The sequence below is a fragment of the Shewanella sp. cp20 genome, assembly GCF_000832025.1.
Taxonomy (GTDB): Bacteria; Pseudomonadota; Gammaproteobacteria; order Enterobacterales; family Shewanellaceae; genus Shewanella.
In genome coordinates this window covers 173016-197893 of record NZ_JPII01000029.1, presented here as the reverse complement: position 1 = coordinate 197893, position 24878 = coordinate 173016, and the positions used below count along the sequence as shown (strand labels likewise).

Sequence of the window (24878 nt, the reverse complement as noted above, 5' to 3'; positions counted from 1 at the left end):
TGTTTTTTATCGAGTCGGCTCTATGACGAGGCGACTCAGTATCAGACACAAACCAGACTGCTCACAACCAATGTAGCGCCAAGGCTGCAACCAGCAGATAGCGCACTCCTTTCCCTATAAAAATCATTATGCTGGACTTAATCAGCGGCAGCTTTAGCCACCCCGCCAGCAGGCATAAGATATCACCGATGAGGGGGGTCCAGGCGAGCAGCAGGCTCCAGTAGCCGTAGCGCTCGATAAGCTGTAACCCATGACGATAGCGACCGCTAGCCATCTCCTCGGGCGTCTTGGCAAAGCGTCCCAGTGCGCCCAGATAGTAACTGGTCAAAGATCCCAAGGTGTTCCCCAGGGTTGCCATCACCACCAGCGACACCCAGGTCTCTGGTGCCTGATTGATCAGCGCCGCCAGCAGCACCTCAGAGCCTCCGGGCAACAGGGTGGCCGCCAAAAAGGCGCCACTAAAGATCAACCATAACGCGGTCATGATCCCTTACCTAATGAAAAAAAGTAAATTTTTATGTGTATATCATTCAAGCTGATGATGTTACCTAAAAGTAAAAATTTAATCTTATTAAAACAAACTCTTATATCACAATAAGTTATAACAAAATCGCTTTGGTAAGCAAGGCTGCGGCCAGATACAATGTCTGGCTCACTCGCTAAGGTTGAAATACCTGGATGGCTCATGCTAGAACAAGCAATTCATTTTTGATTCGACAACGCCATCCACAATAACGACTTAATAAAATTTGGAATAGATCCCATGTGGCAAATAATTAAACAGATCCCCTTTTGGCAGAAGGTTCTCGCCGGTTTCATTTTAGGGGTAGGCCTGGGCGTGATCCTAGGCGAACAAGCAACCCAACTAAAGCCCCTTGGCGACCTCTTTATCGCGGCAATCAAGATGCTGGTTGCGCCGCTTATCTTCTGCGCCATAGTGGTCAGCATCACCTCTCTTGGTAATGATGTCAGCCTTAAGCGCCTAAGTATCAAGACCCTGGCCATGTTCATGCTAACCGGCACCATCGCCTCGCTTATCGGCCTGACCATCGGCAGCCTGATCGACATGGGTGGCTCGCTAGAGCTGGCCACCACAGAGGTGCGCGAACGTAACGTGCCCGGCTTCGCTCAGGTGCTGCTAGACATGATCCCGGTGAATCCGTTTGCCTCCCTGGCAGAAGGCAAGGTGCTACAGATCATCGTCTTTGCCGCCTTAGTCGGCATCGCCATCAATAAGGTTGGCGAGAAGGCCGCGCCACTCAAGCACGCCATCGAAGCCGGTGCCGAGGTGATGTTCCAGCTGACCCGCATGGTGCTGCAACTGACCCCTATCGGCGTATCGGCCTGATGGCCTGGGTCGTCGGCGAATATGGTCTATCTACCCTGCTGCCCCTTGGTAAGTTTATCGCTGCCATCTATATCGCCGCGTTGATCCACATGATCTTCGTCTATGGCGGCCTGGTGAGATTTGGTGCAGGCCTTAGCGCGGTGCAGTTCTTCAGAAAGGCGATGCCGGCCCAGCTGGTTGCCTTTACCACGGCATCGAGCTTCGGCACCCTGCCCGCCAGCACCCGTGCCACAGAGACCATGGGCGTGTCGAAGAAATATGGCGCCTTCGTGCTGCCACTCGGTGCCACCATGAACATGGATGGCTGTGGCGGTATCTATCCGGCAATCGCCGCCATCTTCATCGCCCAGATCTACGGTATCCCACTGGAGACCACCGACTATATGCTGATCGCCGTTACCGCTACAGTGGCCTCTGTGGGCACCGCCGGCGTACCGGGCAGTGCCATGGTAATGCTTTCTGTCACCCTGGGGGTCATAGGTCTGCCGCTCGAGGGGATCGCCTTCATCGCCTCTATCGACAGGGTGATCGACATGATCCGCACCGCCACCAACGTCACCGGCGACATGATGACAGCCGTCGTGGTGGGCAAGTCGGAAGGCCAACTCGACCAAGAGCAGTTTTATCGCAACGAAGAGGCTGAAACCCCAGAGGTCGCCAGTTAATTCCTGTCACGCCTTTTAAAGAAGAAGCCGCATATTGCGGCTTTTTTATTGCTAATTGCTTGTTAAAACAGAAATAGTAAGTTTAAATCATATAATACTCGCACCAGCAATAAGGTAACGATTAACCGCCATGGCCCGCCTGTTTTTACTACCTATCATACTGAGTTTGTTCTGGGCACTGTTTCTCTATCTCAACGGCGTGCCGCTAAAACAAGGCAAGAAGGGCTTTATCTACATCATAGCGATCAGCGCGACCCTCATCTTCTCACTCGGTTTCTTACTCTGGCTGACCGCCGGGCAAAACCTGCGCGGTTGACTTAACCGCGTTAGCCCTCGCGGGTAAAGCTTTCCAGGTGCGCCTCAAGCTCGGCTTCTGTGGTGGGCTGCTCACTCAGCTCGAAGGTTAAGGGATCGCCGCCGTTTAACATAAACACCGAAAGGTCGCCGTGATCATAATGAAACCATTTGCCGTTCACACAGATATCGGTATAACAGTTGGGTCGTAATTCCATCGTCTACTCCTCACTTATTGGATCATGGCTCACCAAAACAGACGTATTGAGAGCTGTGTCACACTTATTAGACGCTAAACCTGCGAGGCAGACGTTGATCTGCATCAAGCGCTTTAGCATTAGCTTGATTAAGGTAAGCCCAATGGCAGCCACCTTGGTGGAGAGGCGTAATCAATCAAGCCATAAAAAGGCGTTAAATCAGGACTAATGCCACAAGTCGAGTAAGCAGAGACAAATAAAAACGGCCGACACAAATGCCGACCGTTTTGAGGTTTAAGACGCTTCGAGTCTAAATAGGCTAGCCGCCCAGCACCGCCAGCAAGACACCGGCGGCGACCGCAGAGCCCAGCACACCGGCCACGTTCGGCCCCATGGCATGCATCAGCAAGAAGTTTTGCTGATTGGCCTGCAGACCTACCTTGTTCACCACCCTGGCAGCCATAGGCACGGCCGAGACACCTGCGGCGCCGATAAGTGGGTTGATCTTACCGCCAGACAGCTTACTCATCAGCTTGGCCATCAGTACGCCGGCGGCCGTACCGATGCCGAAGGCCACGGCCCCCAATACCAAGATGCCTAAGGTCTCCAGCTGCAGGAACTTGTCCGCCGAAAGCTTAGAGCCGACCGCCAGACCCAGGAAGATGGTCACTATGTTGATCAACTCGTTCTGCGCCGTGTTGGAGAGTCTGTCGACCACACCGGACTCGCGCATTAAGTTGCCCAGACAGAACATGCCCACCAAAGGGGTTGCTGCCGGCAGGAAGAGTATGGTCAGTCCCAGCACGGCGAGCGGGAAGATGATCTTCTCAAGCTTACTCACCTCACGCAGCTGCTCCATCTTGATCTGGCGCTCGGCCTCTGTGGTCAGCAGCTTCATGATGGGCGGCTGGATGATGGGCACCAGCGCCATATAGGAGTATGCTGCCACCGCGATGGCACCGAGCAGCTCGGGGGCCAACTTGGAGGCGAGGAAGATTGCCGTCGGACCATCGGCGCCGCCGATGATGGCAATTGCCGCCGCATCCGTCATGGAGAACTCAAATCCAGGCACCGCATTGAGCGCGATGGCACCAATTAAGGTGGCAAAGATCCCAAACTGCGCCGCCGCCCCCAGTAATAGCATCTTAGGGTTGGCGATAAGGGCACCAAAGTCTGTCAGCGCGCCGACACCCATGAAGATCAGCAAGGGGAAGACCCCGGTCTCGATCCCCACGTGATAGGCGTAATAGAGCATGCCCCCCTCTTCGGTGAAGCCCCCGTTGGGAATGTTGGCCAATATGGCACCAAAACCGATAGGCAAGAGCAGCAGTGGCTCAAATCCCTTGGCGATGGCCAGATAGAGCAAGAGCCCACCCACAGCCATCATCAACAACTGGCCACCGGTAAAGTTAGCAATACCCGACTCGGCCCAAAAGGCGATTAATCCGTCCATCTCAGCTCCTATGCAATGGCAAGCAATTGATTGCCAACGGCAACAGAGTCACCTTCCTTGACCCACACCTTGGCGACCACGCCATCGGATTCGGCGCGGATCTCCGTTTCCATCTTCATCGCCTCTAGGATGATCACCACATCCCCCGCCTTAACGGCGTCACCTGGCTGTACATTGACCTTGAAGATGTTGCCCGACAAAGGCGCGTTCATGGGCGCCCCGTCGCCGACGGCAGGCGCTGCGGGTTCTGGCGCCGCGAATGGCACCACGTTCTCACTCGGCACTATCTGACTGATATCGCCGCCGGGAGAGACCTCTACCACGAAGCTCTGGCCCTGAACATTGACCGTATAGGTCTCCTTACCTTGTGGCTCGCTCGCCGGTGCGGCTTGAGTTGTGGCTTGAGCTGCGGCCTGAGGTGCTTCGGGTTTAGGCTCGAAAGCATCAGGATTATCACGATTCTTAAGGAACTTAAGGCCAATCTGTGGGAAGAGCGCGTAGGTCAATACGTCATCGTCCACCTCTGTAGCCAGACTTATCTTGTCGCTGGCGGCCTTGTCGTTAAGCTCGGCTCTCAGGCTGTCTAGCTCATTGGGCAGCAAGTCGGCCGGGCGACAACAGATCGCCTCGCCACCGGCCAGCACACGAGCCTGCAGCTCACTGTTAACCGGGGCTGGTGTGGCGCCATATTCGCCCTTAAGTACCCCTTCGGTCTCCTTGGTCAGCGATTTATAACGCTCGCCGGTGAGCACATTGATCACCGCCTGGGTGCCAACGATCTGCGAGGTAGGCGTGACCAACGGAATAAAACCAAGATCTTCACGCACCTTAGGGATCTCTTCGAGCACCAGGTCCAACTTATCGGCGGCGCCCTGCTCCCTCAGTTGATTTTCCATGTTGGTAAGCATGCCACCGGGTACCTGGGCGCGTAGAATGCGCGAATCGATCCCCTTGAGTTCTCCTTCGAAGGCGGCGTATTTCTTACGCACCTCCCTGAAATAGGCGGCGATCTGCTCCAGCAGCTCCATGTCATAGCCTGTGGCCCTGTCTGTGCCTTCTACCATGGCCACCAGAGTCTCGGTAGCGCTATGGCCGTAGGTTTGACTCATGGAAGAGATGGCGGTATCGAGCACGTCGATGCCGGCCTCTATCGCTTTTTGGTAGGTTGCCGTGCTCAGGCCTGTAGTGGCATGACACTGCATGGAGACAATCAGGTTTGTCTGCGCCTTGAGCTGGCTAATGAGGTCGAAAGCATCGAAAGGCTTTAACAGGCCAGCCATATCCTTGATACAGAGCGAGTGACAGCCCATATCTTCCAGACGCTTAGCCATATCGACCCAGGTATCTAAGGTATGTACCGGACTCGTGGTATAGGAGATGGTACCCTGAGCATGACCGCCCACCTCGACCACCGACTTAACGGCCGTCTCCAGGTTACGTACGTCATTCATGGCATCGAAGATACGGAACACATCGACGCCGTTGTCATGTGCGCGTTCGACGAATCTGTGTACCAGGTCGTCGCCATAGTGGCGATAGCCTAAGAGATTCTGCCCCCTGAGTAACATCTGCTGCGGCGTATTGGGCATCGCCTTCTTGAGCTCACGGATCCGCTCCCAAGGATCCTCCCCCAAATAACGGATACAGGCGTCGAAGGTCGCACCGCCCCAGGATTCCAGCGACCAGAAGCCCACCTTGTCCAGTAAGGGGGCAATAGGAAGCATATCGTCGATACGAAGACGCGTGGCAAGAATCGATTGATGGGCGTCGCGTAACACGACGTCGGTTAATGCAAGTGGCTTGCTCATAAAAACTCCCTACTTCTATTTATGCTTTGGCGCGATATTGATGTACGGCGGCGGTGATCACGGCGACCATCTTAGGGTCGACGCCCGGAAAGCGTGGCGCTTGCGGCTCACTCGCCTCGGCGAGTGGTGCAAGACTGGGCTTAGGCGCACATCTCCAGGCCACCAGATTAACGACCCCAATGAGTATAGTTAGGAAGATAAACACCAACCCCATTCCCAGCACCATGATCGTCAGTGCTTCCATTATCTGTTGAGCCATTGATTCCATACTATCCTCTCAGGTTAATCGAGCACATCAGACTAACGGACTAGCCGCACGACATGCTATTTATTCAGGTAACACGCTTAAAAATCGACAGATGACATGACAGGTGTCGTCGATTAGGGCGCAAAGGGATCGCCTTTAGGCAGGAAACCTTAACCAATCTATAACAAAAAGGCGAGCACGTTGTAAATTGGTCTTACCAAAATAAGACTAATTGATAAGGGGCTTTCGGTTATTTCACAATAAATGGCAGTTATTTTTGACGATCACATAAAATTTTAGCCGCCATATGCAGAGTTTGATTAAAAAGCCCTAACCCGCTTGAAAATTGAATTCACGAATACGAACGAGAACCTGCGAGAAATGCAAAATTATGCAATCTACACAGGTTATCGGCTGTGTATGGAGAGGTCTGGCTTAACCATGGGCCAGATAGGGGTAAGATTTGAGAGAGATACGAAAAACAGGCATAAAAAAACCCGCAACCTAAGTTGCGGGTTTTAATAATGGCGGAGAAGGAGGGATTCGAACCCTCGATGGGAGATAAAGCCCATACTCCCTTAGCAGGGGAGCGCCTTCGGCCACTCGGCCACCTCTCCGTCTAAAATGGTACGCGTGAGAGGATTCGAACCTCTGACCGCCTGGTTCGTAGCCAGGTACTCTATCCAGCTGAGCTACACGCGCAAATTCTAGGCTTTCAAACAAAACGACGGCCAAAACCGTCGATTTTAAAATATGGTACGCGTGAGAGGATTCGAACCTCTGACCGCCTGGTTCGTAGCCAGGTACTCTATCCAGCTGAGCTACACGCGCACAGAAATTTAAGTAAGTGAAGAGATGGTACGCGTGAGAGGATTCGAACCTCTGACCGCCTGGTTCGTAGCCAGGTACTCTATCCAGCTGAGCTACACGCGCATCTTATATCTATAAACCTACTTTTACTGAAAAACAAATGGTACGCGTGAGAGGATTCGAACCTCTGACCGCCTGGTTCGTAGCCAGGTACTCTATCCAGCTGAGCTACACGCGCCCTGTTTTGTCAGTTAAGAAATGGCGGAGAAGGAGGGATTCGAACCCTCGATGGGAGATAAAGCCCATACTCCCTTAGCAGGGGAGCGCCTTCGGCCACTCGGCCACCTCTCCGTTTTCTTGGCGCACATATTACTGTTTGAAGAAAATAAGTCAAACCATTTCTCCTAAACAAATGCTGTTTGAGCTGTTTTTAAGCAGTTATCCATATTTCCCCTAATAGCCTGTATGCTATGTCGCCGTTATGGTTAAAAAGCTGCCAGCTAAAAACAAAAAAGCCAGCAAACTTGCTGACTCTTATCGTGTAACGCCGGTTATATCTATCGCTTAAAAATTGCCGCCTTCCGAAGAGCTACCTGACTTTTCAGACTGAATACGCTGATAAATCTCTTCACGATGAACTGAAACTTCTTTTGGTGCATTCACACCAATACGAACTTGATTACCCTTTACGCCTAAAACGGTGACAGTAACTTCATCACCAATCATCAGTGTTTCACCAACACGACGAGTCAATATCAGCATTTTTTGCTCCTTTAGTTCCTAATTCTGCTTATACGGCATTATTCCGTTATGACCTTATTATACGGTCAGCTTAGTACAAATTAATAGTGTTCTGATGAAAAACACCCTTTTATTGCATGTTAGTTCGCTTAAATGTGCCGCACATCGCTGATTTAGCCAAATCTTCATTAACAGATATCCAAGATATTAAGGGCGGTCAAGTAAACCAGCTTTATATTTAACACCTTAAACCGTACCTCGACCTATGCTTCAATCAATATGGCACAAAAAAAGCGCTCAGGGAGCGCTTTTTTCTATTGAGGCAACTTAGGCCAAACGTTCAGACAGCCAAGGGATCACAGAATCCAATGCGCCCGCTAGTTTAGCAGGCTCGCTACCACCGGCCTGGGCCATGTCTGGGCGTCCACCGCCCTTACCGCCCACCTGAGCAGCCACCATGGCAACAAGCTCACCGGCCTTGACCTTACCGGTCAAGTCTTTGGTCACGCCGGCAATTAGGTTCACCTTGGCATCACCGGCAATCCCCAGCACTACTATGCCAGATTGCAGCTTCTGCTTGAGCTCATCCTGTAGGCCACGCAGCGCACCGGCTTCGACGCCGTCAAGCTGCTTAACCAGCACCTTAACGCCTGCAAGCTCCTGAGCCTCACCGGCCAGGTCGGCGCTGGTCGCCGCCGCAAGCTTGTCTTTAAGCTGAGACAGCTCCTTCTCAAGTTGCTTGGTCTTGTCCAGCTGCGCCTTAAGCTTAGCCACAACAGAGGCACTATCGCCCTTGAGCAAGGAAGCCGCTTGTTCGAGCTGAGCCTGCTGCTCTCCAACATAAGCGATCGCCGCCGCCCCTGTGACCGCCTCGATACGACGGATACCGGCGGCGATGCCACCTTCAGAGGTGATCTTAAACAGGCCGATATCACCGGTGCGACCCACGTGAGTACCACCACATAGCTCGATAGAGAAATCCCCCATGGTCACCACGCGAACCTGAGAATCATACTTCTCACCAAACAGCGCCATGGCACCCTTTTCTTTGGCCTGGTCTATATCCATCACCTCGGCCTTCAGCTCGTGGTTGCGACGGATCTGGGTGTTAACCAGATCTTCGACCTGCTTAAGCTCTTCACGCTTAACGGCTTCGAAATGAGAGAAGTCGAAACGTAGACGCTCAGGCTCTACCAAAGAGCCCTTCTGGCTCACGTGAGTGCCCAGAACCTGACGCAGCGCGGCATGCAGCAGGTGAGTCACAGAGTGGTTGAGTTCGGTGCGATGTCTTAGCTTCTTGTCCACGGCCGCATTAAGGGTTTGACCCATGGTGATGCCACCAGTCTTAACCTGACCGATATGGCCCATTGCCTGACCATATTTCTGGGTGTCTTTCACCTGGAACTCGACGCCTGCGGCGCTTAGTAGGCCCTTGTCGCCACACTGACCACCAGACTCGCCATAGAATGGTGTGCTGTCGAGCACTACGACACCTTGGTCGCCTTCGGCTAGGGCATCGACCGCCTGACCGTCGACATAGAGACCAATCACCTTAGCTTCACCGTTAAGGTCGCTATAACCGCAGAACTCGGTCTCGGCATCTATCTTCAGGCTTTCGTTGTAATCTGTATCAAACTGTCCCGCCGCCTGGGCGCGACTACGTTGCTCGGCCATGGCCGCCTCGAAGCCGGCTTCATCGACCGTGATATCGCGCTCGCGGCACACATCTGCGGTGAGATCCACTGGGAAACCATAAGTATCGTAAAGCTTAAAGGCTGTCTCGCCGTCAAGCTCCTTACCCGCTAGCTGACTCAGAGCGTTATCGAGAATGCCAAGGCCACGTTCCAGGGTGCGAGCAAACTGCTCTTCTTCCGCCTTCAGTGCCTTTTCGACGATCGCCAGGGTCGCCACTAGCTCTTTGGCTGCGTCGCCCATGACTTCGATAAGTGTCGGTACCAGCTTATAGAAGAAGGCTTCGTTGGCACCCAGCTTATTACCATGACGCACGGCGCGGCGAATGATACGGCGCAGTACGTAACCACGGCCCTCGTTTGATGGCATTACGCCATCGGCAACCAAGAAGGCACAAGAACGGATGTGATCGGCGACGACGCGCAGCGACTTGTTCTCCAGGTCGGTAACGCCCAATATTTCGGCGGTCTTCTTGATCAGTGACTGGAAGATGTCGATCTCATAGTTTGAGTGCACGCCCTGCATGATAGCCGCGATACGCTCTATGCCCATACCTGTATCGACCGAAGGCTTAGGTAGCGGATCCATGGTGCCGTCGGCCTGACGGTTGTACTGCATGAATACGATGTTCCAGATTTCGATGAAGCGATCACCATCTTCTTCAGGTGTGCCAGGACGGCCACCCCAGATATGCTCGCCGTGGTCGTAGAAGATCTCGGTACAAGGACCACAAGGGCCGGTATCGCCCATCTGCCAGAAGTTGTCAGAGGCATATGCTGCCCCCTTGTTATCGCCGATGCGGATGATGTTCTCGGCCGCTACGCCAATCTCTTTGTTCCAGATCTCGAAGGCTTCATCGTCTGTCTCATAGACGGTGACACACAGACGCTCTTTTGGCAGCTTGAGTTCTTCGGTTAGAAAGGTCCAGGCAAAACGAATCGCATCTTGCTTGAAATAATCACCGAAGCTGAAGTTACCCAGCATCTCGAAGAAGGTATGGTGACGCGCGGTGTAACCGACATTATCTAGGTCGTTATGCTTACCGCCAGCGCGCACACAGCGCTGGGCCGTGGTGGCTCGAGTATAGTCACGCTTGTCTTCCCCAAGGAAAACATCTTTAAACTGGTTCATCCCTGCATTGGTAAATAGCAAGGTGGGATCATTGCCAGGTACCAGTGAACTGCTGTCCACAACCTGGTGACCGTTTCTGCGGAAAAACTCCAAGAAAGCACTTCTCAGCGCTGCAGTGGTTTGATACATGAAATCATCCTGAATTTGATTATTTTAGCGATGAAAGCAAAAGGTTCACCGACGATGCTCAGTTAGCCCAGCATTATAAGCAGTCTATGGGGGAACAACCAGAGGTTTAGCCGAGGATCCCCAAAGAAACCGTAAAAAGCCTCAGTTTCCATTGGGTCTGTTAGCTATAGAGCGAGGATGACTTTCAGGCTATGACTTAATCCTAGTCTGAAACATTGCCTGGGTCATAATCAGGGCCATTGTGTGAGTCATTGCCTGATTCATAGCCTGCGCCTGAGCCATAGCCATTGCTTAGATAGTCGTCAGGGAATTGGTCTTAATCTAAGTCGGGGTCGACCTCTAAGGCATAGGCGACCTGATCGAAGCCAAAACCTTGGGAGAGAAGATAACGCACTCGCCTGGCGCGGTCTTTCTGATCTTGAATAGGGCCGCTAGCGGCATACTTCTTGGCGGCTTTCTGCCTCGCCAGCTCGAACCAGTCACAATCGCTCTGATTGAGGATCGACTCGATAACCTCTTTAGTCAGTCCCTTCTGCGACATGGATTGACGAATCTTATTATGACCATGACCTTTGGCGATATGAGAACGCAACAAGAGTCCGGCAAACCTGGCGTCATCGAGATAGCCCTGGCGCTCACATTCGCCTAGCACCGCTTCGATCTCGCCGTCGAGAAAGCCTTTCTGATTCAGCTTACTCTTTATCTGATAGCGGGAATAATCGCGGCGGGCCAGCAGGCCCACCGCAACTTGCATCGCCGACATGGTCATGAAAAAACCAAGGTCATTGCAAAGCCTGAGTCATCAAAAACCGATTAGCTGAAACGGGCCAGCTTAAAATACTTCACCGGTTTCCAGATCGACATTCTCATCGCCAGTGGCCGACTCGGCAACCACTTGACCAGCACCCAGCAGCATGGCGCGCAGCGCCTGGTCGATTTCGGCAGCAATCTCTGGGTTCTCTACCAGGTACTTACCGGCATTAGCGCGGCCCTGGCCAATCTTGTCGCCCTTGTAGCTGTACCAGGCACCCGACTTTTCGATCAGCTTGTGCATCACACCAAGGTCCACCAGCTCACCGGTGCGGTTAATACCTTCACCATAGAGGATCTGGAACTCCGCCTGCTTAAACGGTGCGGCAATCTTGTTCTTCACCACCTTAACGCGGGTCTCGTTACCGATAACCTCTTCACGGTCCTTGATGGCGCCCGTACGACGAATATCCAAACGAACGGAGGCGTAGAACTTAAGGGCGTTACCACCAGTTGTGGTCTCAGGGTTACCGAACATCACACCAATCTTCATACGGATCTGGTTGATGAAGATCAGCAAGGTGTTAGATTGCTTTAGGTTACCCGCCAATTTACGCATCGCCTGACTCATCATACGCGCGGCTAGACCCATGTGAGAATCACCGATCTCGCCTTCGATTTCCGCCTTAGGCGTCAGGGCAGCTACCGAGTCGACGATGATCACATCCACAGCACCAGAACGCGTCAGTGCGTCACAGATCTCAAGGGCCTGCTCGCCAGTATCGGGTTGAGAACACAGCAGGTTATCGATATCCACACCCAGCTTTTGCGCATAGATAGGGTCCAGCGCGTGCTCGGCGTCGATGAAGGCACAAACCTTACCTTCGCGCTGAGCCGCCGCAATCACTTCCAGGGTCAAGGTTGTCTTACCCGAAGATTCAGGACCATAGATCTCGACGATACGACCCAGTGGCAGACCACCGGCACCTAATGCAACGTCCAGCGACAGAGAACCCGTTGAGATAGTCTCAACATCCATAGAGCGGTTTTCACCTAGCTTCATGATAGAGCCTTTACCAAACTGCTTCTCAATCTGGCCAAGAACCGCGCTCAGGGCTTTCTCTTTATTCGCATCAATCTTCATTCTGCTTTCCTCTCAATCACAGACGCTGCGCTGTGGGGTATCCGTTAAGTTAAAGCCCGCAGACGGTTTCTGCATCGCTTTAGGCTGTCTCAATATGAAACCTAGTATACTGTACAATCATACAGTATCAAGTACTGTATGCGATTATTTTTGCCTAAGCTCTGACAAAGCCAGCTAAATGCCCCAAGGCGCATTAGCACTAAATTTATCCAAACAGGCAGGATAAATGCGCAACCGCCATCAATTTATTGTTAGTATTGAGGCCATTCATTCTGTGCTAGCCGCGGGGCTATGACAGACATTTTTGTAGCAGGATACCTTGGTTAATTCATGAACGCCGTCGATACTCAACATCTTGAAAAGCACACCCCCATGATGCGTCAATATCTGACGCTGAAAGCCGAAACACCCGATATGTTGCTTTTTTATCGTATGGGAGATTTTTACGAGCTCTTCTACGACGATGCTAAACGCGCATCTGAGCTGTTAGGGATCTCCTTAACGGCCCGGGGCAAGAGTGGTGGTGACCCTATCCCCATGGCGGGCATTCCCTACCATGCGGTAGAAGGCTATTTGGCTAAGCTGGTGCAACTCAGGGTATCTGTGGCTATCTGCGAGCAGATAGGTGACCCTGCCACCACTAAGGGACCGGTGGAGCGAAAAATCGTTCGCATCGTCACCCCTGGCACGCTTACCGATGAAGCCCTGTTGCAGGAGAGGCAAGACAACCTGCTTGCCGCCGTCTATCACGGTAAGGTTGGCTTTGGTTACGCGACCCTGGATGTCTCATCTGGGCGCTTCGTGGTTACAGAGCTGGCCAGCAAAGAGGCACTGGAAGCCGAGCTACAACGCACCAATCCGGCAGAGCTGCTCTACAGCGAAGATTTCAGCGAGCCGGCACTGATCGCTTCGCTTTCGGGTAAGCGTCGCCGCCCCGAATGGGAGTTCGACTATGACACCAGCTACAAGCTGCTGCTGGAACAGTTCGGCACCAAAGACCTCTATGGCTTCGGCCTAGGAGAAGTCAGGTTGTCGCTGCAGGCAGCAGGCTGCCTTATCCAGTATGTGAAAGATACCCAGCGCACCGCCCTGCCCCATATCAACGCCATCACACGTTTCAATCAATGCGACAGCATAGTGCTGGACGCGGCCACCCGAAAGAATCTGGAGCTGACCCGAAACCTGCAGGGGGGCAGCGATAACACTCTGGCCTCGGTACTGGATAACACGGCAACTCCTATGGGTAGCCGCATGTTACAGCGCTGGATCCACGAACCGCTGCGCAACCACAACATCATTCGTGCCCGTCACGATGCTATCGACGAGCTACTGGACAATGGTTATCACGAGAGTCTGCATGAGCAGCTAAAAGCCCTGGGCGACATAGAGCGTATCACGGCGCGTCTGGCCATTCGCAGTGCCCGCCCCCGTGACTTTGCCCGCCTGCGTCAGGCTCTCGCCCTATTGCCCGAAATACAGCAACAGCTAGCCGATTGTCACAGCGCACATCTGCGTACCCTGTCACAATCTATCGGCGAGTTTCCCGAAGAGCATGCCCTCCTGAGTCGCGCCATCGTCGACAACCCGCCTATGCTGATCCGCGACGGTGGAGTGATTAAAGAGGGCTATCATGCAGAGCTGGATGAGTGGCGCAAACTCAGCCAAGGCGCAACCGACTACCTTGCCGAACTCGAGGCACGCGAGAAGGCCGCCACAGGCGCCTCGACCCTGAAAGTTGGCTACAACAGGGTGCACGGCTATTACATCGAGGTGAGTCGCCGCGAGTCAGATCTGGTTCCCATGAGCTATCAGCGCAGACAGACGCTGAAGAACACAGAGCGTTATATCGTCGCCGAGCTCAAGGAACATGAGGAGAAGGTGCTTTCCAGTCAGGGCAAGGCACTGGCACTGGAGAAACAGCTATGGGAAGAGCTGTTCGATCTCTTAATGCCACGTCTACATGAATTACAGGCCTTTGCCCGAGCGGCCGCCGAACTCGACGTGATCACTAACTTTGCCGAACGCGCCGAGCAGCTCGACTATCACAGGCCGGAACTCACCGCCCAGAGCGGCATCCATATCGAGGCGGGCAGACATCCCGTGGTCGAACGTGTCAGCCAGTCGCCTTTTATCGCTAACCCGGTGGCACTAAGTCCGGCGAGACGCATGTTGATTGTGACCGGCCCGAACATGGGCGGTAAGTCGACCTATATGCGTCAGGTCGCACTGATCACCCTGATGGCCCATATCGGTAGCTTCGTGCCGGCGCAGAAGGCCGCCATCGGCCCAGTGGATCGCATATTTACCCGTATTGGCGCCGCGGACGATCTCGCCTCCGGCCGGTCGACCTTCATGGTTGAGATGACGGAAACCGCCAACATACTGCATAACGCCACGCCGCAGAGTCTGGTGCTGATGGACGAGATTGGCCGGGGCACCTCGACCTATGACGGCTTATCGCTCGCCTGGTCGGCCGCCGAACATCTGGCGCAGAACTTAAAGTCGATGACTCTGTTTGCCACCCACTATTTCGAACTGACCCAGCTACCCGAGCAGATGGAAAATGTGGCTAACGTACACCTTGACGCCATAGAGCATGACGACACCATCGCCTTCATGCATGCGGTGCAGGAAGGCGCGGCGAGTAAGAGTTATGGCCTGCAGGTGGCGGCGCTCGCCGGGGTACCGGCCAAGGTGGTACAGGCCGCCAAGCACAAGCTGCATCATCTCGAGAGCCGTGACAGAGAGGAGGGCCAGCCCGAGCTCAGACAGGCTCAGCTGAGTCTCGCCATGCCTGAAGCCTCGAAGGCACTAGACAGATTAGACACCATAGATCCCGACAGCCTTACCCCGAGACAGGCGCTGGATCTGCTCTATGAGCTCAAACAACTACGTTGATTAAATACAGCTGGTTAATTAAATACAGTTAGGTTAATTAAGTCTAGACAGCAAAAAGCGCACCTCTAAGAGATGCGCTTTTTTTAATTCTGGGGTCGGCTCTTCATGAAAAAGGTTTACACCTTAGGGCGCTTACCGCAACTTTTCTCAACAAGACGCTAGCACTGCTCATCGACCTTCTGGCCATCATACGGCCTGTTCAACCAGGCGACGAATTCAAAACGGCGATAAGTACATTAAATCAGCCCTTAAGCCTACACCCCGATACACACTTATACTCTGAAGATAGCTTCTACCGATAGTCCTTGTGCACTGAGCAGATCTCTTAACCGTTTCAGGGCTTCCACCTGGATCTGGCGCACTCTCTCACGAGTGAGACCTATCTCCTTACCGACATTTTCAAGCGTCGATGGCTCATAACCTAGCAAACCGAAACGACGGGCAAGCACTTCTCTCTGCTTGCTGTTCAGCTCGTCTAGCCAGCGCACGACAGACTTAGACATATCATCGTCTTGCACCTTGTAATCCGGGCCCACGCAATCATCATCGGCTAAAACGTCCAGCAGTGCCTTGTCGTTGTCACCACCCAGCGGGGTATCGACAGAGGTGATACGCTCATTGAGCTTCAGCATCTTACTCACATCGCTACTGGGCAAGTCTAACTGTTCGGCGATCTCTTCGGCGGTAGGCTCATGATCTAGCTTGTGCGCGAGTTCCCTAGCGGTACGAAGGTAAACGTTGAGCTCCTTCACCACATGAATAGGCAGGCGAATGGTACGGGTTTGATTCATGATCGCACGTTCTATGGTCTGGCGGATCCACCAGGTAGCATAGGTTGAGAATCGAAAGCCGCGTTCCGGATCGAACTTTTCGACGGCGCGGATCAAACCTAAGTTACCTTCTTCAATCAGATCTAATAAGGCTAAGCCACGATTGTTATAACGACGTGCAATTTTTACGACGAGTCTGAGATTACTCTCAATCATACGGTTGCGAGATTTTTCACAGCCTTTTAGGGCCTTACGTGAGAAATAAACCTCCTCTTCCGCACTCAATAGGGGGGAAAATCCAATTTCACTTAAATACAGCTGAGTGGCATCTAAGTTCTTTTGTAAGTCATCTTGTACTTGCTGTTCTAGTTCTGCTTCTTTCAAAACCTCCTTGCTGTTGGTAACTGATAGATCAGACTCATTCTTAGACAAGTCAACCAAGGGCTCCGCCACGGCGGTAGATTGTTTACGACCCATAATATACTCTCCCAAATTTTACATGCTAATTTACTGCACTTTACTGTCCTCCAATTGCCAAAATGGCGCCTATAAAATTATGATTTAGGCAAAAATTTAAGTGGGTCAACGGATTTGCCGTGATACCGAATCTCGAAATGCAGCATCACTCTGTTGGTACCCGTTTGTCCCATTTTCGCCACCGTTTGTCCCGCGGTAACGAACTGCTTCTCTTTTACTAAGATCTTATCGGCATGGGCATAAGCACTGAGATAGTCATCGCTATGCTTAATGATCACCAGATTGCCGTATCCCCTTAGTGCATTTCCCGCATACACCACTCGCCCATCGGCGGCGGCCTGAATGCGATCGCCTCGGGATCCTGCGATCTTAATCCCTTTATTACCTTGCTCCTTGGTAGAGAATGTGCCGATCAACTTGCCTTTAACAGGCCAATGCCAGCGCTGAACCTTCTTGGGTAGGGTGCTACTGGGCTTGTGGATAACCCCGTTAACATTTTGTTGACCAGTTGTTACAGCGTACGCAGATTTATCGCCCCGATCAAGCGATTTTTTCACCGGTGCCGTTTTACTGGCAGCCACCTGCTGACTAGGTTTAACTGTTTGTTTAGGTTGATTTTTAACTGTGTTTTGCTGCGTTTTTTTGCTCGATACCTGAGTGCTACGCTGGGTTTTGCTATTTGTAACAGCGTTTGTCGATTTTAGCTTTAAAACCTGTCCTGGATAGATGGTATAGGGCTTGCGAAGCCCGTTATATCGGGCAATTTCGACAAAATCTTTGTTGGCCGCCCAGGCGATCGAATAGAGGGTGTCGCCGCGCCTGACCTTATAGTGGTCGGAGGTGAGGCCGCCTCGTTTATAGGCTTTTTTCACCGGCGAGTTAACGTTAACCACGGGAGCGGGAGAATGGGCCTGAAAACTACAGGCGTTCAGCAGACCGGCAAGCATTAAGACACATAGCATGCCGACAGGCTTTTGAACAAGCTTTTGCAAAAACCTACACCGACTCGGGGGGCTCAACATGACAGCTCCCCTATTCCCTTAGCGCCAGCGAAAAACATGACAACCACCACTAGGCGAGTTCACCGTTAACCAGAGGGACAAACTTCACCATCTCGATAGTCTGCGAATGAAATTGGTCGCCTTGGCGCACCACGCGCATCAATTGTTGAACCTCGTCGCCGACGGGGATAACCAGCACGCCACCATCGGCCAACTGCTGGAGCAGCGCCTGAGGCACACTGCTGGCCGCGGCCGTCACCATGATGGCGTCGAAGGGCCCCTTGTTCGCCCATCCCTTCCAGCCGTCACCATATTTAAAGGAGACGTTATGCAGATCGAGCCGCTTTAGACGTTGACGCGCCTGGATCTGCAGACTCTTGATGCGCTCGACAGTACAGAGCTCGTCCACCAATTGCGCCAATATAGCCGCCTGATAACCAGAACCTGTGCCTATCTCCAATACCCGCTTTGGATGCGACTCCAGCAGCAGCTCCGTCATGCGCGCAACTATGTAGGGCTGAGAGATAGTTTGTCCCTGTCCTATGGGCAGAGCAGTATTTTCATATGCCTTATGGCCCAGGGCCGCATCGAGAAACAGCTCTCTCGGCGTCTTAGCCACCACAGATAAAACATCGGCATTAACTATCCCCGCCCCCTGAAGGTGATGTGCCAGATTCAATGCCGCCGTTGTGGCTACCCCATTCATAATTGCTCTATCCATTGCTTTATCTTTGGTACTTGTTCAAATGCGGTCAGATCCACCGTCAATGGCGTCACCGACACATAGCCGTTGGCCACGGCATGAAAGTCAGTGCCTTCGCTGGCATCTTGCTCTTCACCCGGCGGACCAAGCCAAAATATCTCGCGTCCGGCCGGATCTTGCATGCGTACCATGCCCTCGGCCCTATGTCTGGCGCCGAGGCGGGTCACCTTTATGCCCTTGATCTCACTGAGCGGTAAGTCCGGCACATTCACATTTAAGATCTGGTCCGAAGCGATAGGGCTATCGATCAAGCCAGCCACTATCTTACAGGCGTAATGGGCTGCGCTGTCATAATGCTTCAGCTCTCGGCCCACAAGCGAGATGGCTATCGCCGGCAAGCCCAGAAAGCGCCCTTCCATCGCCGCCGCGACGGTGCCCGAATAGAGGGTGTCATCCCCCATATTCGCGCCGGCATTGATGCCGGACACCACGATATCCGGCTCATGGGCATAAAATTCGCGAATGGCCAGATGTACACAATCGGTTGGCGTACCACTGACGGAAATATAACCATTGTCTAACTTATTAATTCTCAAAGGGTTAGTCAAGGTTAGTGAATTACTGGCACCGGAGCAGTTACGATCCGGTCCGACAGTCATCACGTCAAAGTGCTTCGCCAGGGCATTGGACAGGGCCGCGATACCCGGCGCCGTGATGCCATCATCATTGCTTACCAATATCTTAATCATGGGCTTCTTCACTCGCAGCGGCCTTTCTGGCCTGATATTCCCGCTCTTTGACATCTTGATAATTCACCAGTTCCCGCAGCACAGAGGTGGCAAAGCTACCGGCCGGTAGGGCGAACTTTATCACTATGACATCATCCTCAATCTCGTAACTCAGTTGCTGCGGCATAAGCAGCAGGGGGCGACGCTCCTGATTCAGACCTGCCTGCTCCAGGCCGGCAAGATCCTCAGGGTACTGATCGCAAACACTCTGCTCAAAGGCTAACGCCTCGGCTTCGCTCAATGCCTGACCTCTGCCCCACATGGGCGCCGAGAGTTGAATGTCCTTCTGTGACAGACGGCCCATCAGCTCCTCGTCCCAGGGGTTGGCCACGAAATAGCTCTTGCTGCCGGCCAACATCACACAGTCGCCCTCGAGCGTCTTCAGCTCATGCTGGCGCAGTCTCTCGCTCACCAACTGATTAAAGAGATGAGAGCGCACTGCTGAGAGATAGATGCTGCGCTTATTTCTGTCTTTCACCTTCTTGCGTCCGCTGAGCATCAGGCGACCAAAAGCGAGATTCTTGCCATCGTGGCCGAAGCGTTGCTCGCCAAAGTAGTTTGGCACGCCAGTCGCTTTAATCAGCTCGATGCGCCGCACCAAAGCGTCCATGTCAGACACCGCCCTTAAGGTCAGGGTGAAACGGTTACCCGCGAGGGCACCGGTGCGCAGCTTCTTGCCGTGACGGGCACTGGAAAGCACGGTGAGCTGCTCGCTATTGAGCGACTGCCAGTCGGGCATACTCTTGCCGGGGATACGCACCCCGAACCACTGCTCAGTGATGGCGTGTCTATCTTTCTGGCCGGCAAAGGTCACCTCTTTAGGATGCACCCCGGCAAAACTTGAGAGCATGCGCGCCACATCGGCGGTATTTAACCCCTCTTTGCGAATGTGCAGCATATGATGCTCCCCCTCTCCTGTCGGAAGGAATGGCAAGAGCTCCTGCACGATAAAATCGCGATTAAAGGTTCTTAAGTCGGCGCTCGCCTCGGGCTGGCCATGCAAATAATGTAGTGGGGTCATAACTCTCTCTTATCTCGGGGAGGCGCACATCAGCACCACGGCTTCCACCGCTATCCCCTCTTTGCGTCCGGTAAAGCCGAGTTTCTCTGTGGTAGTGGCCTTTACATTGATCGCTTCAATGTCACTGTCTAAGTCACTGCTTAAACACTCGCGTATCGCTCGAATATGGGGCAGCATCTTAGGCGCCTGGGCGATGATGGTGACATCCAGATTACCAAGCCGATAGCCCTTATCGAGCGCCAACTGATAGCAGTGACGCAGCAATACGCGGCTGTCGGCCCCTTTAAACTCTGGATCGGTATCGGGAAAATGTTTACCTATATCCCCAAGGGCCAAGGCGCCAAGAATGGCATCTGAGATGGCATGCAGCACCACGTCACCGTCCGAGTGCGCGACCAGGCCGGTATCATAGGGGACTTCCACCCCGCCGAGGATAAGCGGTAACTCGCCGCCGAATTTATGCACATCGAAACCATGGCCGATACGTATATTCATCTACTTTTCACCTGTGTTCGAATTTAAATCACTCGCTGCCGCCTGCAAAAATAGCGCCGCCAGTTGCAAATCGTCTGGATGGGTCACCTTGATGTTGTCGAAGCGTCCACTCACCAATAGCGGCCGACCTCCGGCCCACTCCATCGCCGATGCCTCATCGGTAATGGCAACATCCGCGGCCAGGGCATCATTAAGATTGTGCTTAAGGCGCTGAACCGGGAACAGCTGGGGCGTCAGCGCATGCCAGAGATTCTCCCGGCAGACAGTCTCTTGAATAGCTCCCCCTTCACCCGAGCGCTTCATGGTGTCGCGCACCGGCATCGCTAGGATGGCGCCCTGCTCACTGCCCACATCTGTCTCACAGGCGGCGATCAGCTTGTCGATATCCAAGGCGCTCAGACAGGGGCGCGCGGCATCATGTACCAGCGCCCAGGCACCACTCGGTGCTGCCTTGAGAGCGCTCAGCACAGAATCGGCGCGCTCTTTACCGCCGATGACTGTCATCAGCTTAGGATGGGCTGCCTGGGTCAGCTTGGCGAAATAGGTATCTTCAGGGTTCAGGGCAATAATCACCTTGGTGATGCGCGGATGTGCCAACAGCACATCTAAGGTGTGCGCCAGGATAGGTTGATGATTTAACATCAGATATTGCTTTGGGATCTCGGCGCCCATTCGCGCGCCTATGCCGGCGGCGGGCACGATAGCAACCAGCTCTTGTATGCTACTTGTCATAGGTGTTAACTCGTGTCACTTTTAGGCGAAACCGTCTGAGGCTAGTGCTCGCCGATCTCGGCTTTACGCTGAGGCTCACCCACTACCCGAAAGAAGGTCTCTCCCTGTTTCACCATCCCCAGTTCGTTGCGGGCGCGTTCTTCAAGCGCCTCGGTACCGCGTCTAAGGTCGAGAATCTCTTCTTTGAGTACCTGATTTCGTTCGATGAGTTTGGCGTTACTCTCGCGCTGCAACTTGATCTGTTCCTGCAGCTGAAAAGATTCGGGAAGGCTATTTTGTCCCCACCAGAGTCGATACTGGAGCAGACCAAGCAGCATAAACATGGCGATAAGAAGTCGCTTCATCCTTAATGGGCTTTATCTCTGTTAAAAGGCTGAACTGATATTACAACAAAAAAGGCCACCAAGTGGTGGCCTTTTACCAAATTAACCGTAAAAACTCGGTTATGCTTGACCTTTGATCTCGCTACGGCCCTTGTAAGGAGCCTTTTCACCTAACTGCTCTTCGATACGTAGCAGTTGGTTGTACTTAGCAACACGGTCACTACGACACAGAGAGCCGGTCTTGATTTGGCCAGCCGCAGTCGCTACCGCCAGATCTGCGATGGTCGCATCTTCGGTTTCGCCGCTGCGGTGAGAGATAACCACAGTGTAACCAGCATCTTTCGCCATGCGAATTGCCGCTAGCGTCTCAGTCAAAGAACCGATCTGGTTGAACTTGATCAGGATTGAGTTAGCAATCTTGTTCTCGATACCACGGCTTAGGATCTTAGTGTTGGTTACGAACAGGTCGTCACCCACCAGCTGGATCTTGTCGCCCAGGATTTGAGTCTGGTATGCCCAGCCATCCCAATCTGACTCGTCCAAGCCATCTTCGATAGAAACGATTGGGTACTCTTCGGTCAGTGACTTAAGGAAGTCAGAGAAACCGTTTGAGTCAAATACCTTGCCTTCGCCAGACAGGTCGTACTGACCGTCTTTGTAGAACTCAGAGGCTGCACAGTCAAGAGCCAGAGTAACGTCTTCACCCAGCTTGTAACCGGCTTTTTCTACTGCAACCTTAATCACAGCAAGCGCATCGGCGTTAGAGGCCAGGTTAGGCGCGAAACCACCTTCATCACCCACTGCCGTATTAAGGCCTTGCTCTTGCAGTACCTTCTTCAGGTTATGGAAGATCTCGGCGCCCATACGCAGCGCTTCACGGAAGCTCTTAGCACCAACAGGCTGAACCATGAACTCCTGGATATCAACGTTGTTGTCGGCGTGCTCACCACCGTTAAGGATGTTCATCATAGGTACAGGCATAGAGTACTGGCCTGGGGTACCGTTTAGCTCGGCGATGTGCGCGTATAGTGGCATGCCTTTGAAGGCAGCAGCAGCTTTCGCAGCTGCCAGAGACACGGCCAGGATAGCGTTCGCGCCTAGCTTGTCTTTGTTTTCAGTGCCGTCTAGGTCGATCATGATCTGATCCAGCTCGGCTTGCGCCGTCGCATCTTTACCCAGTAGGGCATCACGGATCTGACCATTGATGTTAGCCACAGCAGTCAGTACGCCTTTACCCATGTAACGGCTCTTGTCACCATCACGTAGCTCTAGTGCTTCGCGGCTACCGGTAGAAGCACCCGATGGTGCAGCTGCCATGCCTACGAAACCGCCATCTAGATGCACTTCCGCTTCAACCGTTGGGTTACCGCGTGAATCCATGATCTCGCGACCAATGACATTGATAATTTTAGCCATAATTTCCTCGACTCTAAGTTTAAGATTTAAGTTTAAAAGTTAATGCAAAACTAAAATTCTTATCGCTAAATTTACATCATCTGAAACAAAAAAGCCGCCTCCGAGACTCGGAAGCGGCTCTTGTATAAAGATTAGCCTAAATCGCGTTTCTGGTACGCAACGGCTGCAGCAACGAAACCTTGGAACAATGGCTGACCATCGCGAGGTGTTGATGTAAATTCAGGGTGGAACTGACCCGCCACAAACCATGGGTGGTTAGGTAGTTCAATCATTTCAACCAGCTGACGGTCTGTCGACAGACCGCTGAATACCAAGCCGGCTTTCTCTAAACGTTCTCTGTATGTGTTATTCACTTCGTAACGGTGACGGTGACGCTCTACACAGGTCAGTCCCTTGTAGGCTTCAGCCGCCTTAGTACCTTCGACCAGATGACACAGCTGCGCGCCTAGACGCATGGTGCCACCGAGATCTGATTCTTCATGACGTTGCTCGATATTACCTTTTTCGTCAATCCATTCTGTGATCAAGCCCACAACTGGGTGCGGCGTGTCTTTGTTGAACTCGGTTGAATGCGCATTTTCTAAACCAGCCACGTGACGAGCGAACTCGATCAGCGCCACTTGCATACCCAAACAGATACCGAAATACGGCAGGTTATTCTCACGGGCATACTGAGCCGCCATGATCTTACCTTCTACGCCGCGCTCACCAAAACCACCCGGTACCAAGATACCGTCGAGACCTTCCAGCACTTCTGTGCCCTTGGCTTCGATGTTTTGTGAATCGATATACTTAATGTTGACCGATACGCGGTTAAACAGACCCGCATGTTTCAGCGCTTCGTTCACCGACTTATAGGCATCTGGCAATTCAGTGTACTTACCGACCATACCGATAGTAATTTCACCGGTTGGGTTGGCTTCTTGATAGATCACATTTTCCCACTCAGACAGATCGGCTTCTTTACACTCGAGGCCGAAACGCTTGGTGACCAGGTCATCTAAGCCTTGCGCCTTCAGCAGAGCCGGGATCTTATAGATGCTATCGACATCTTTCAGTGAAATAACCGCACGCTCTTCGACGTTACAGAATAGCGAGATCTTCGCCTTCTCATTAGATGGGATCGCACGGTCACCACGGCAAACCAATACGTCTGGTGCGATACCGATTGAGCGCAGCTCTTTCACCGAGTGCTGGGTAGGTTTGGTCTTCACTTCGCCCGCGGCGCCTAGGAAAGGCACCAGGGTCAAATGCATAAATAGGGTACGGTCACGGCCGAGTTCTACGCCTAACTGACGAATAGACTCAAGGAAAGGCAATGACTCGATATCACCAACGGTACCGCCGATCTCTACGATCGCCACGTCGTGCCCTTCTCCGCCCTCAAGCACTTTCTCTTTAATCGCATTGGTGATGTGTGGGATCACCTGAATGGTGGCCCCTAAGTAGTCGCCGCGACGCTCTTTGCGCAGCACTTCTTCGTAGATACGACCCGTGGTGAAGTTGTTACGACGGTTCATCTTGGTACGGATGAAACGCTCGTAGTGACCCAGGTCGAGGTCAGTTTCAGCACCATCTTCGGTGACGAATACTTCACCGTGCTGGGTTGGGCTCATGGTACCCGGATCCAAGTTAATATAAGGATCCAGCTTCATAATGGTTACGTTAAGGCCCCGAGCCTCTAAAATTGCCGCCAATGATGCTGCTGCAATGCCTTTACCTAGTGATGAAACCACGCCACCAGTAACGAAGATATACCTTGTAGTCATGCTGAACCTGAGAAAATGAGTTGGAAATATGTGCTTGCAAGAAAGCACTAGGACGGGGCGTTATTATATCAAAGCC

General features: G+C 52.8%; 21 protein-coding genes, 6 tRNA genes and 1 pseudogene. 3 read left to right on the top strand and 25 right to left on the bottom strand.

Annotation, left to right across the window (positions count from 1 at the left end):
- Positions 1-61 precede the first annotated feature (61 nt).
- Complete coding sequence (locus tag DB48_RS12015; protein WP_041510495.1) at positions 62-484, bottom strand: YqaA family protein; 423 nt, start codon at positions 482-484, stop codon at positions 62-64.
- Positions 485-763: 279 nt separating this feature from the next.
- Here DB48_RS12015 and DB48_RS12010 point away from each other — a divergent pair.
- Positions 764-2013, top strand: a pseudogene (locus DB48_RS12010) (dicarboxylate/amino acid:cation symporter).
- A gap of 130 nt (positions 2014-2143) precedes the next feature.
- Positions 2144-2329 carry a hypothetical protein gene (locus DB48_RS12005; protein ID WP_041510494.1) on the top strand — a complete coding sequence of 62 codons (186 nt, stop codon included), beginning with the start codon at positions 2144-2146 and terminating at the stop codon, positions 2327-2329.
- Between the two features lie 10 nt (positions 2330-2339).
- Here DB48_RS12005 and DB48_RS12000 read toward each other — a convergent pair whose 3' ends face one another.
- The 14 genes from DB48_RS12000 to recA form a co-directional block, all read right to left on the bottom strand.
- Positions 2340-2525, bottom strand: coding sequence for a hypothetical protein (locus DB48_RS12000; RefSeq protein WP_041510493.1), 186 nt, complete (start codon positions 2523-2525; stop codon positions 2340-2342).
- A 298-nt stretch (positions 2526-2823) separates the two neighbouring features.
- Positions 2824-3957: a sodium ion-translocating decarboxylase subunit beta gene (locus tag DB48_RS11995; protein ID WP_041510492.1), complete on the bottom strand. Its 1134-nt coding sequence runs from the start codon at positions 3955-3957 to the stop codon at positions 2824-2826.
- Between the two features lie 8 nt (positions 3958-3965).
- Positions 3966-5765 carry a sodium-extruding oxaloacetate decarboxylase subunit alpha gene (gene oadA / locus DB48_RS11990; RefSeq protein ID WP_041510491.1) on the bottom strand — a complete coding sequence of 600 codons (1800 nt, stop codon included), beginning with the start codon at positions 5763-5765 and terminating at the stop codon, positions 3966-3968.
- A gap of 19 nt (positions 5766-5784) precedes the next feature.
- Positions 5785-6024, bottom strand: a complete 240-nt coding sequence (locus DB48_RS11985) for an OadG family protein (protein WP_235375391.1) — start codon at positions 6022-6024, stop codon at positions 5785-5787.
- Positions 6025-6537: 513 nt separating this feature from the next.
- A tRNA-Ser gene (locus tag DB48_RS11980) sits at positions 6538-6629 on the bottom strand.
- Positions 6630-6637: 8 nt separating this feature from the next.
- Positions 6638-6714: transfer RNA gene (locus tag DB48_RS11975), tRNA-Arg, on the bottom strand.
- Between the two features lie 52 nt (positions 6715-6766).
- Positions 6767-6843: transfer RNA gene (locus DB48_RS11970), tRNA-Arg, on the bottom strand.
- Positions 6844-6868: 25 nt separating this feature from the next.
- Positions 6869-6945: transfer RNA gene (locus tag DB48_RS11965), tRNA-Arg, on the bottom strand.
- Between the two features lie 38 nt (positions 6946-6983).
- A tRNA-Arg gene (locus tag DB48_RS11960) sits at positions 6984-7060 on the bottom strand.
- Between the two features lie 21 nt (positions 7061-7081).
- Positions 7082-7173, bottom strand: a tRNA-Ser gene (locus DB48_RS11955).
- A 213-nt stretch (positions 7174-7386) separates the two neighbouring features.
- The gene (gene csrA, locus DB48_RS11950) at positions 7387-7584 is read right to left on the bottom strand and encodes a carbon storage regulator CsrA (RefSeq protein WP_011865020.1); all 198 of its coding nucleotides are present in this window, start codon (positions 7582-7584) and stop codon (positions 7387-7389) included.
- A 306-nt stretch (positions 7585-7890) separates the two neighbouring features.
- Entirely contained in the window at positions 7891-10515 is a 2625-nt protein-coding gene (gene alaS, locus DB48_RS11945; RefSeq protein WP_041510489.1) for an alanine--tRNA ligase, read from the bottom strand.
- A gap of 316 nt (positions 10516-10831) precedes the next feature.
- Positions 10832-11284 (bottom strand): recombination regulator RecX, encoded by a 453-nt coding sequence (gene recX, locus DB48_RS11940; protein ID WP_152619150.1) that lies wholly within the window; start codon positions 11282-11284, stop codon positions 10832-10834.
- 63 nt (positions 11285-11347) lie between these two features.
- On the bottom strand, positions 11348-12409 hold the full coding sequence (recA, locus tag DB48_RS11935) for a recombinase RecA (RefSeq protein ID WP_041510488.1): 1062 nt from the start codon (positions 12407-12409) through the stop codon (positions 11348-11350).
- Between the two features lie 330 nt (positions 12410-12739).
- On the opposite strand from recA, the gene mutS reads away from it, so the two are divergent.
- On the top strand, positions 12740-15307 hold the full coding sequence (mutS, locus tag DB48_RS11930; protein ID WP_041510487.1) for a DNA mismatch repair protein MutS: 2568 nt from the start codon (positions 12740-12742) through the stop codon (positions 15305-15307).
- Between the two features lie 272 nt (positions 15308-15579).
- Here mutS and rpoS read toward each other — a convergent pair whose 3' ends face one another.
- From rpoS to DB48_RS11880, 10 genes are all read right to left on the bottom strand, one after another.
- Positions 15580-16554, bottom strand: coding sequence for an RNA polymerase sigma factor RpoS (gene rpoS, locus DB48_RS11925; RefSeq protein WP_041510486.1), 975 nt, complete (start codon positions 16552-16554; stop codon positions 15580-15582).
- 77 nt (positions 16555-16631) lie between these two features.
- Positions 16632-17516: a peptidoglycan DD-metalloendopeptidase family protein gene (locus DB48_RS11920; RefSeq protein ID WP_041510570.1), complete on the bottom strand. Its 885-nt coding sequence runs from the start codon at positions 17514-17516 to the stop codon at positions 16632-16634.
- A 109-nt stretch (positions 17517-17625) separates the two neighbouring features.
- On the bottom strand, positions 17626-18261 hold the full coding sequence (locus DB48_RS11915) for a protein-L-isoaspartate(D-aspartate) O-methyltransferase (protein ID WP_041510485.1): 636 nt from the start codon (positions 18259-18261) through the stop codon (positions 17626-17628).
- A complete protein-coding gene (surE, locus tag DB48_RS11910) occupies positions 18258-19007 on the bottom strand; it encodes a 5'/3'-nucleotidase SurE (protein ID WP_041510569.1) in 750 nt (249 codons plus the stop codon). The genes DB48_RS11915 and surE overlap by 4 nt, the downstream gene beginning before the upstream one ends.
- Complete coding sequence (gene truD / locus DB48_RS11905) at positions 19000-20067, bottom strand: tRNA pseudouridine(13) synthase TruD (protein WP_041510484.1); 1068 nt, start codon at positions 20065-20067, stop codon at positions 19000-19002. Before truD ends, surE begins: the two co-directional genes overlap by 8 nt.
- 9 nt (positions 20068-20076) lie before the next feature.
- Positions 20077-20562: a 2-C-methyl-D-erythritol 2,4-cyclodiphosphate synthase gene (gene ispF / locus DB48_RS11900; RefSeq protein ID WP_041510483.1), complete on the bottom strand. Its 486-nt coding sequence runs from the start codon at positions 20560-20562 to the stop codon at positions 20077-20079.
- Positions 20563-21294, bottom strand: coding sequence for a 2-C-methyl-D-erythritol 4-phosphate cytidylyltransferase (gene ispD / locus DB48_RS11895; RefSeq protein WP_041510482.1), 732 nt, complete (start codon positions 21292-21294; stop codon positions 20563-20565).
- Between the two features lie 41 nt (positions 21295-21335).
- Positions 21336-21638 carry a cell division protein FtsB gene (ftsB, locus tag DB48_RS11890; RefSeq protein ID WP_041510481.1) on the bottom strand — a complete coding sequence of 101 codons (303 nt, stop codon included), beginning with the start codon at positions 21636-21638 and terminating at the stop codon, positions 21336-21338.
- A gap of 99 nt (positions 21639-21737) precedes the next feature.
- Positions 21738-23033: a phosphopyruvate hydratase gene (gene eno / locus DB48_RS11885; RefSeq protein ID WP_041510480.1), complete on the bottom strand. Its 1296-nt coding sequence runs from the start codon at positions 23031-23033 to the stop codon at positions 21738-21740.
- A 131-nt stretch (positions 23034-23164) separates the two neighbouring features.
- Positions 23165-24802 carry a CTP synthase gene (locus DB48_RS11880; protein WP_041510479.1) on the bottom strand — a complete coding sequence of 546 codons (1638 nt, stop codon included), beginning with the start codon at positions 24800-24802 and terminating at the stop codon, positions 23165-23167.
- Between the last annotated feature and the right edge of the window lie 76 nt (positions 24803-24878).

What these genes read in the sequence shown, in the direction of transcription:
- DB48_RS12015 (WP_041510495.1), bottom strand. Translation starts at nt 484, where the DNA reads ATGACCGCGTTATGGTTGATCTTTAGTGGCGCCTTTTTGGCGGCCACC.
- DB48_RS12005 (WP_041510494.1), top strand. Translation starts at nt 2,144, where the DNA reads ATGGCCCGCCTGTTTTTACTACCTATCATACTGAGTTTGTTCTGGGCA.
- DB48_RS12000 (WP_041510493.1), bottom strand. Translation starts at nt 2,525, where the DNA reads ATGGAATTACGACCCAACTGTTATACCGATATCTGTGTGAACGGCAAA.
- DB48_RS11995 (WP_041510492.1), bottom strand. Translation starts at nt 3,957, where the DNA reads ATGGACGGATTAATCGCCTTTTGGGCCGAGTCGGGTATTGCTAACTTT.
- oadA (WP_041510491.1), bottom strand. Translation starts at nt 5,765, where the DNA reads ATGAGCAAGCCACTTGCATTAACCGACGTCGTGTTACGCGACGCCCAT.
- DB48_RS11985 (WP_235375391.1), bottom strand. Translation starts at nt 6,024, where the DNA reads ATGGCTCAACAGATAATGGAAGCACTGACGATCATGGTGCTGGGAATG.
- csrA (WP_011865020.1), bottom strand. Translation starts at nt 7,584, where the DNA reads ATGCTGATATTGACTCGTCGTGTTGGTGAAACACTGATGATTGGTGAT.
- alaS (WP_041510489.1), bottom strand. Translation starts at nt 10,515, where the DNA reads ATGTATCAAACCACTGCAGCGCTGAGAAGTGCTTTCTTGGAGTTTTTC.
- recX (WP_152619150.1), bottom strand. Translation starts at nt 11,284, where the DNA reads ATGACCATGTCGGCGATGCAAGTTGCGGTGGGCCTGCTGGCCCGCCGC.
- recA (WP_041510488.1), bottom strand. Translation starts at nt 12,409, where the DNA reads ATGAAGATTGATGCGAATAAAGAGAAAGCCCTGAGCGCGGTTCTTGGC.
- mutS (WP_041510487.1), top strand. Translation starts at nt 12,740, where the DNA reads ATGAACGCCGTCGATACTCAACATCTTGAAAAGCACACCCCCATGATG.
- rpoS (WP_041510486.1), bottom strand. Translation starts at nt 16,554, where the DNA reads ATGGGTCGTAAACAATCTACCGCCGTGGCGGAGCCCTTGGTTGACTTG.
- DB48_RS11920 (WP_041510570.1), bottom strand. Translation starts at nt 17,516, where the DNA reads ATGCTATGTGTCTTAATGCTTGCCGGTCTGCTGAACGCCTGTAGTTTT.
- DB48_RS11915 (WP_041510485.1), bottom strand. Translation starts at nt 18,261, where the DNA reads ATGAATGGGGTAGCCACAACGGCGGCATTGAATCTGGCACATCACCTT.
- surE (WP_041510569.1), bottom strand. Translation starts at nt 19,007, where the DNA reads ATGATTAAGATATTGGTAAGCAATGATGATGGCATCACGGCGCCGGGT.
- truD (WP_041510484.1), bottom strand. Translation starts at nt 20,067, where the DNA reads ATGACCCCACTACATTATTTGCATGGCCAGCCCGAGGCGAGCGCCGAC.
- ispF (WP_041510483.1), bottom strand. Translation starts at nt 20,562, where the DNA reads ATGAATATACGTATCGGCCATGGTTTCGATGTGCATAAATTCGGCGGC.
- ispD (WP_041510482.1), bottom strand. Translation starts at nt 21,294, where the DNA reads ATGACAAGTAGCATACAAGAGCTGGTTGCTATCGTGCCCGCCGCCGGC.
- ftsB (WP_041510481.1), bottom strand. Translation starts at nt 21,638, where the DNA reads ATGAAGCGACTTCTTATCGCCATGTTTATGCTGCTTGGTCTGCTCCAG.
- eno (WP_041510480.1), bottom strand. Translation starts at nt 23,033, where the DNA reads ATGGCTAAAATTATCAATGTCATTGGTCGCGAGATCATGGATTCACGC.
- DB48_RS11880 (WP_041510479.1), bottom strand. Translation starts at nt 24,802, where the DNA reads ATGACTACAAGGTATATCTTCGTTACTGGTGGCGTGGTTTCATCACTA.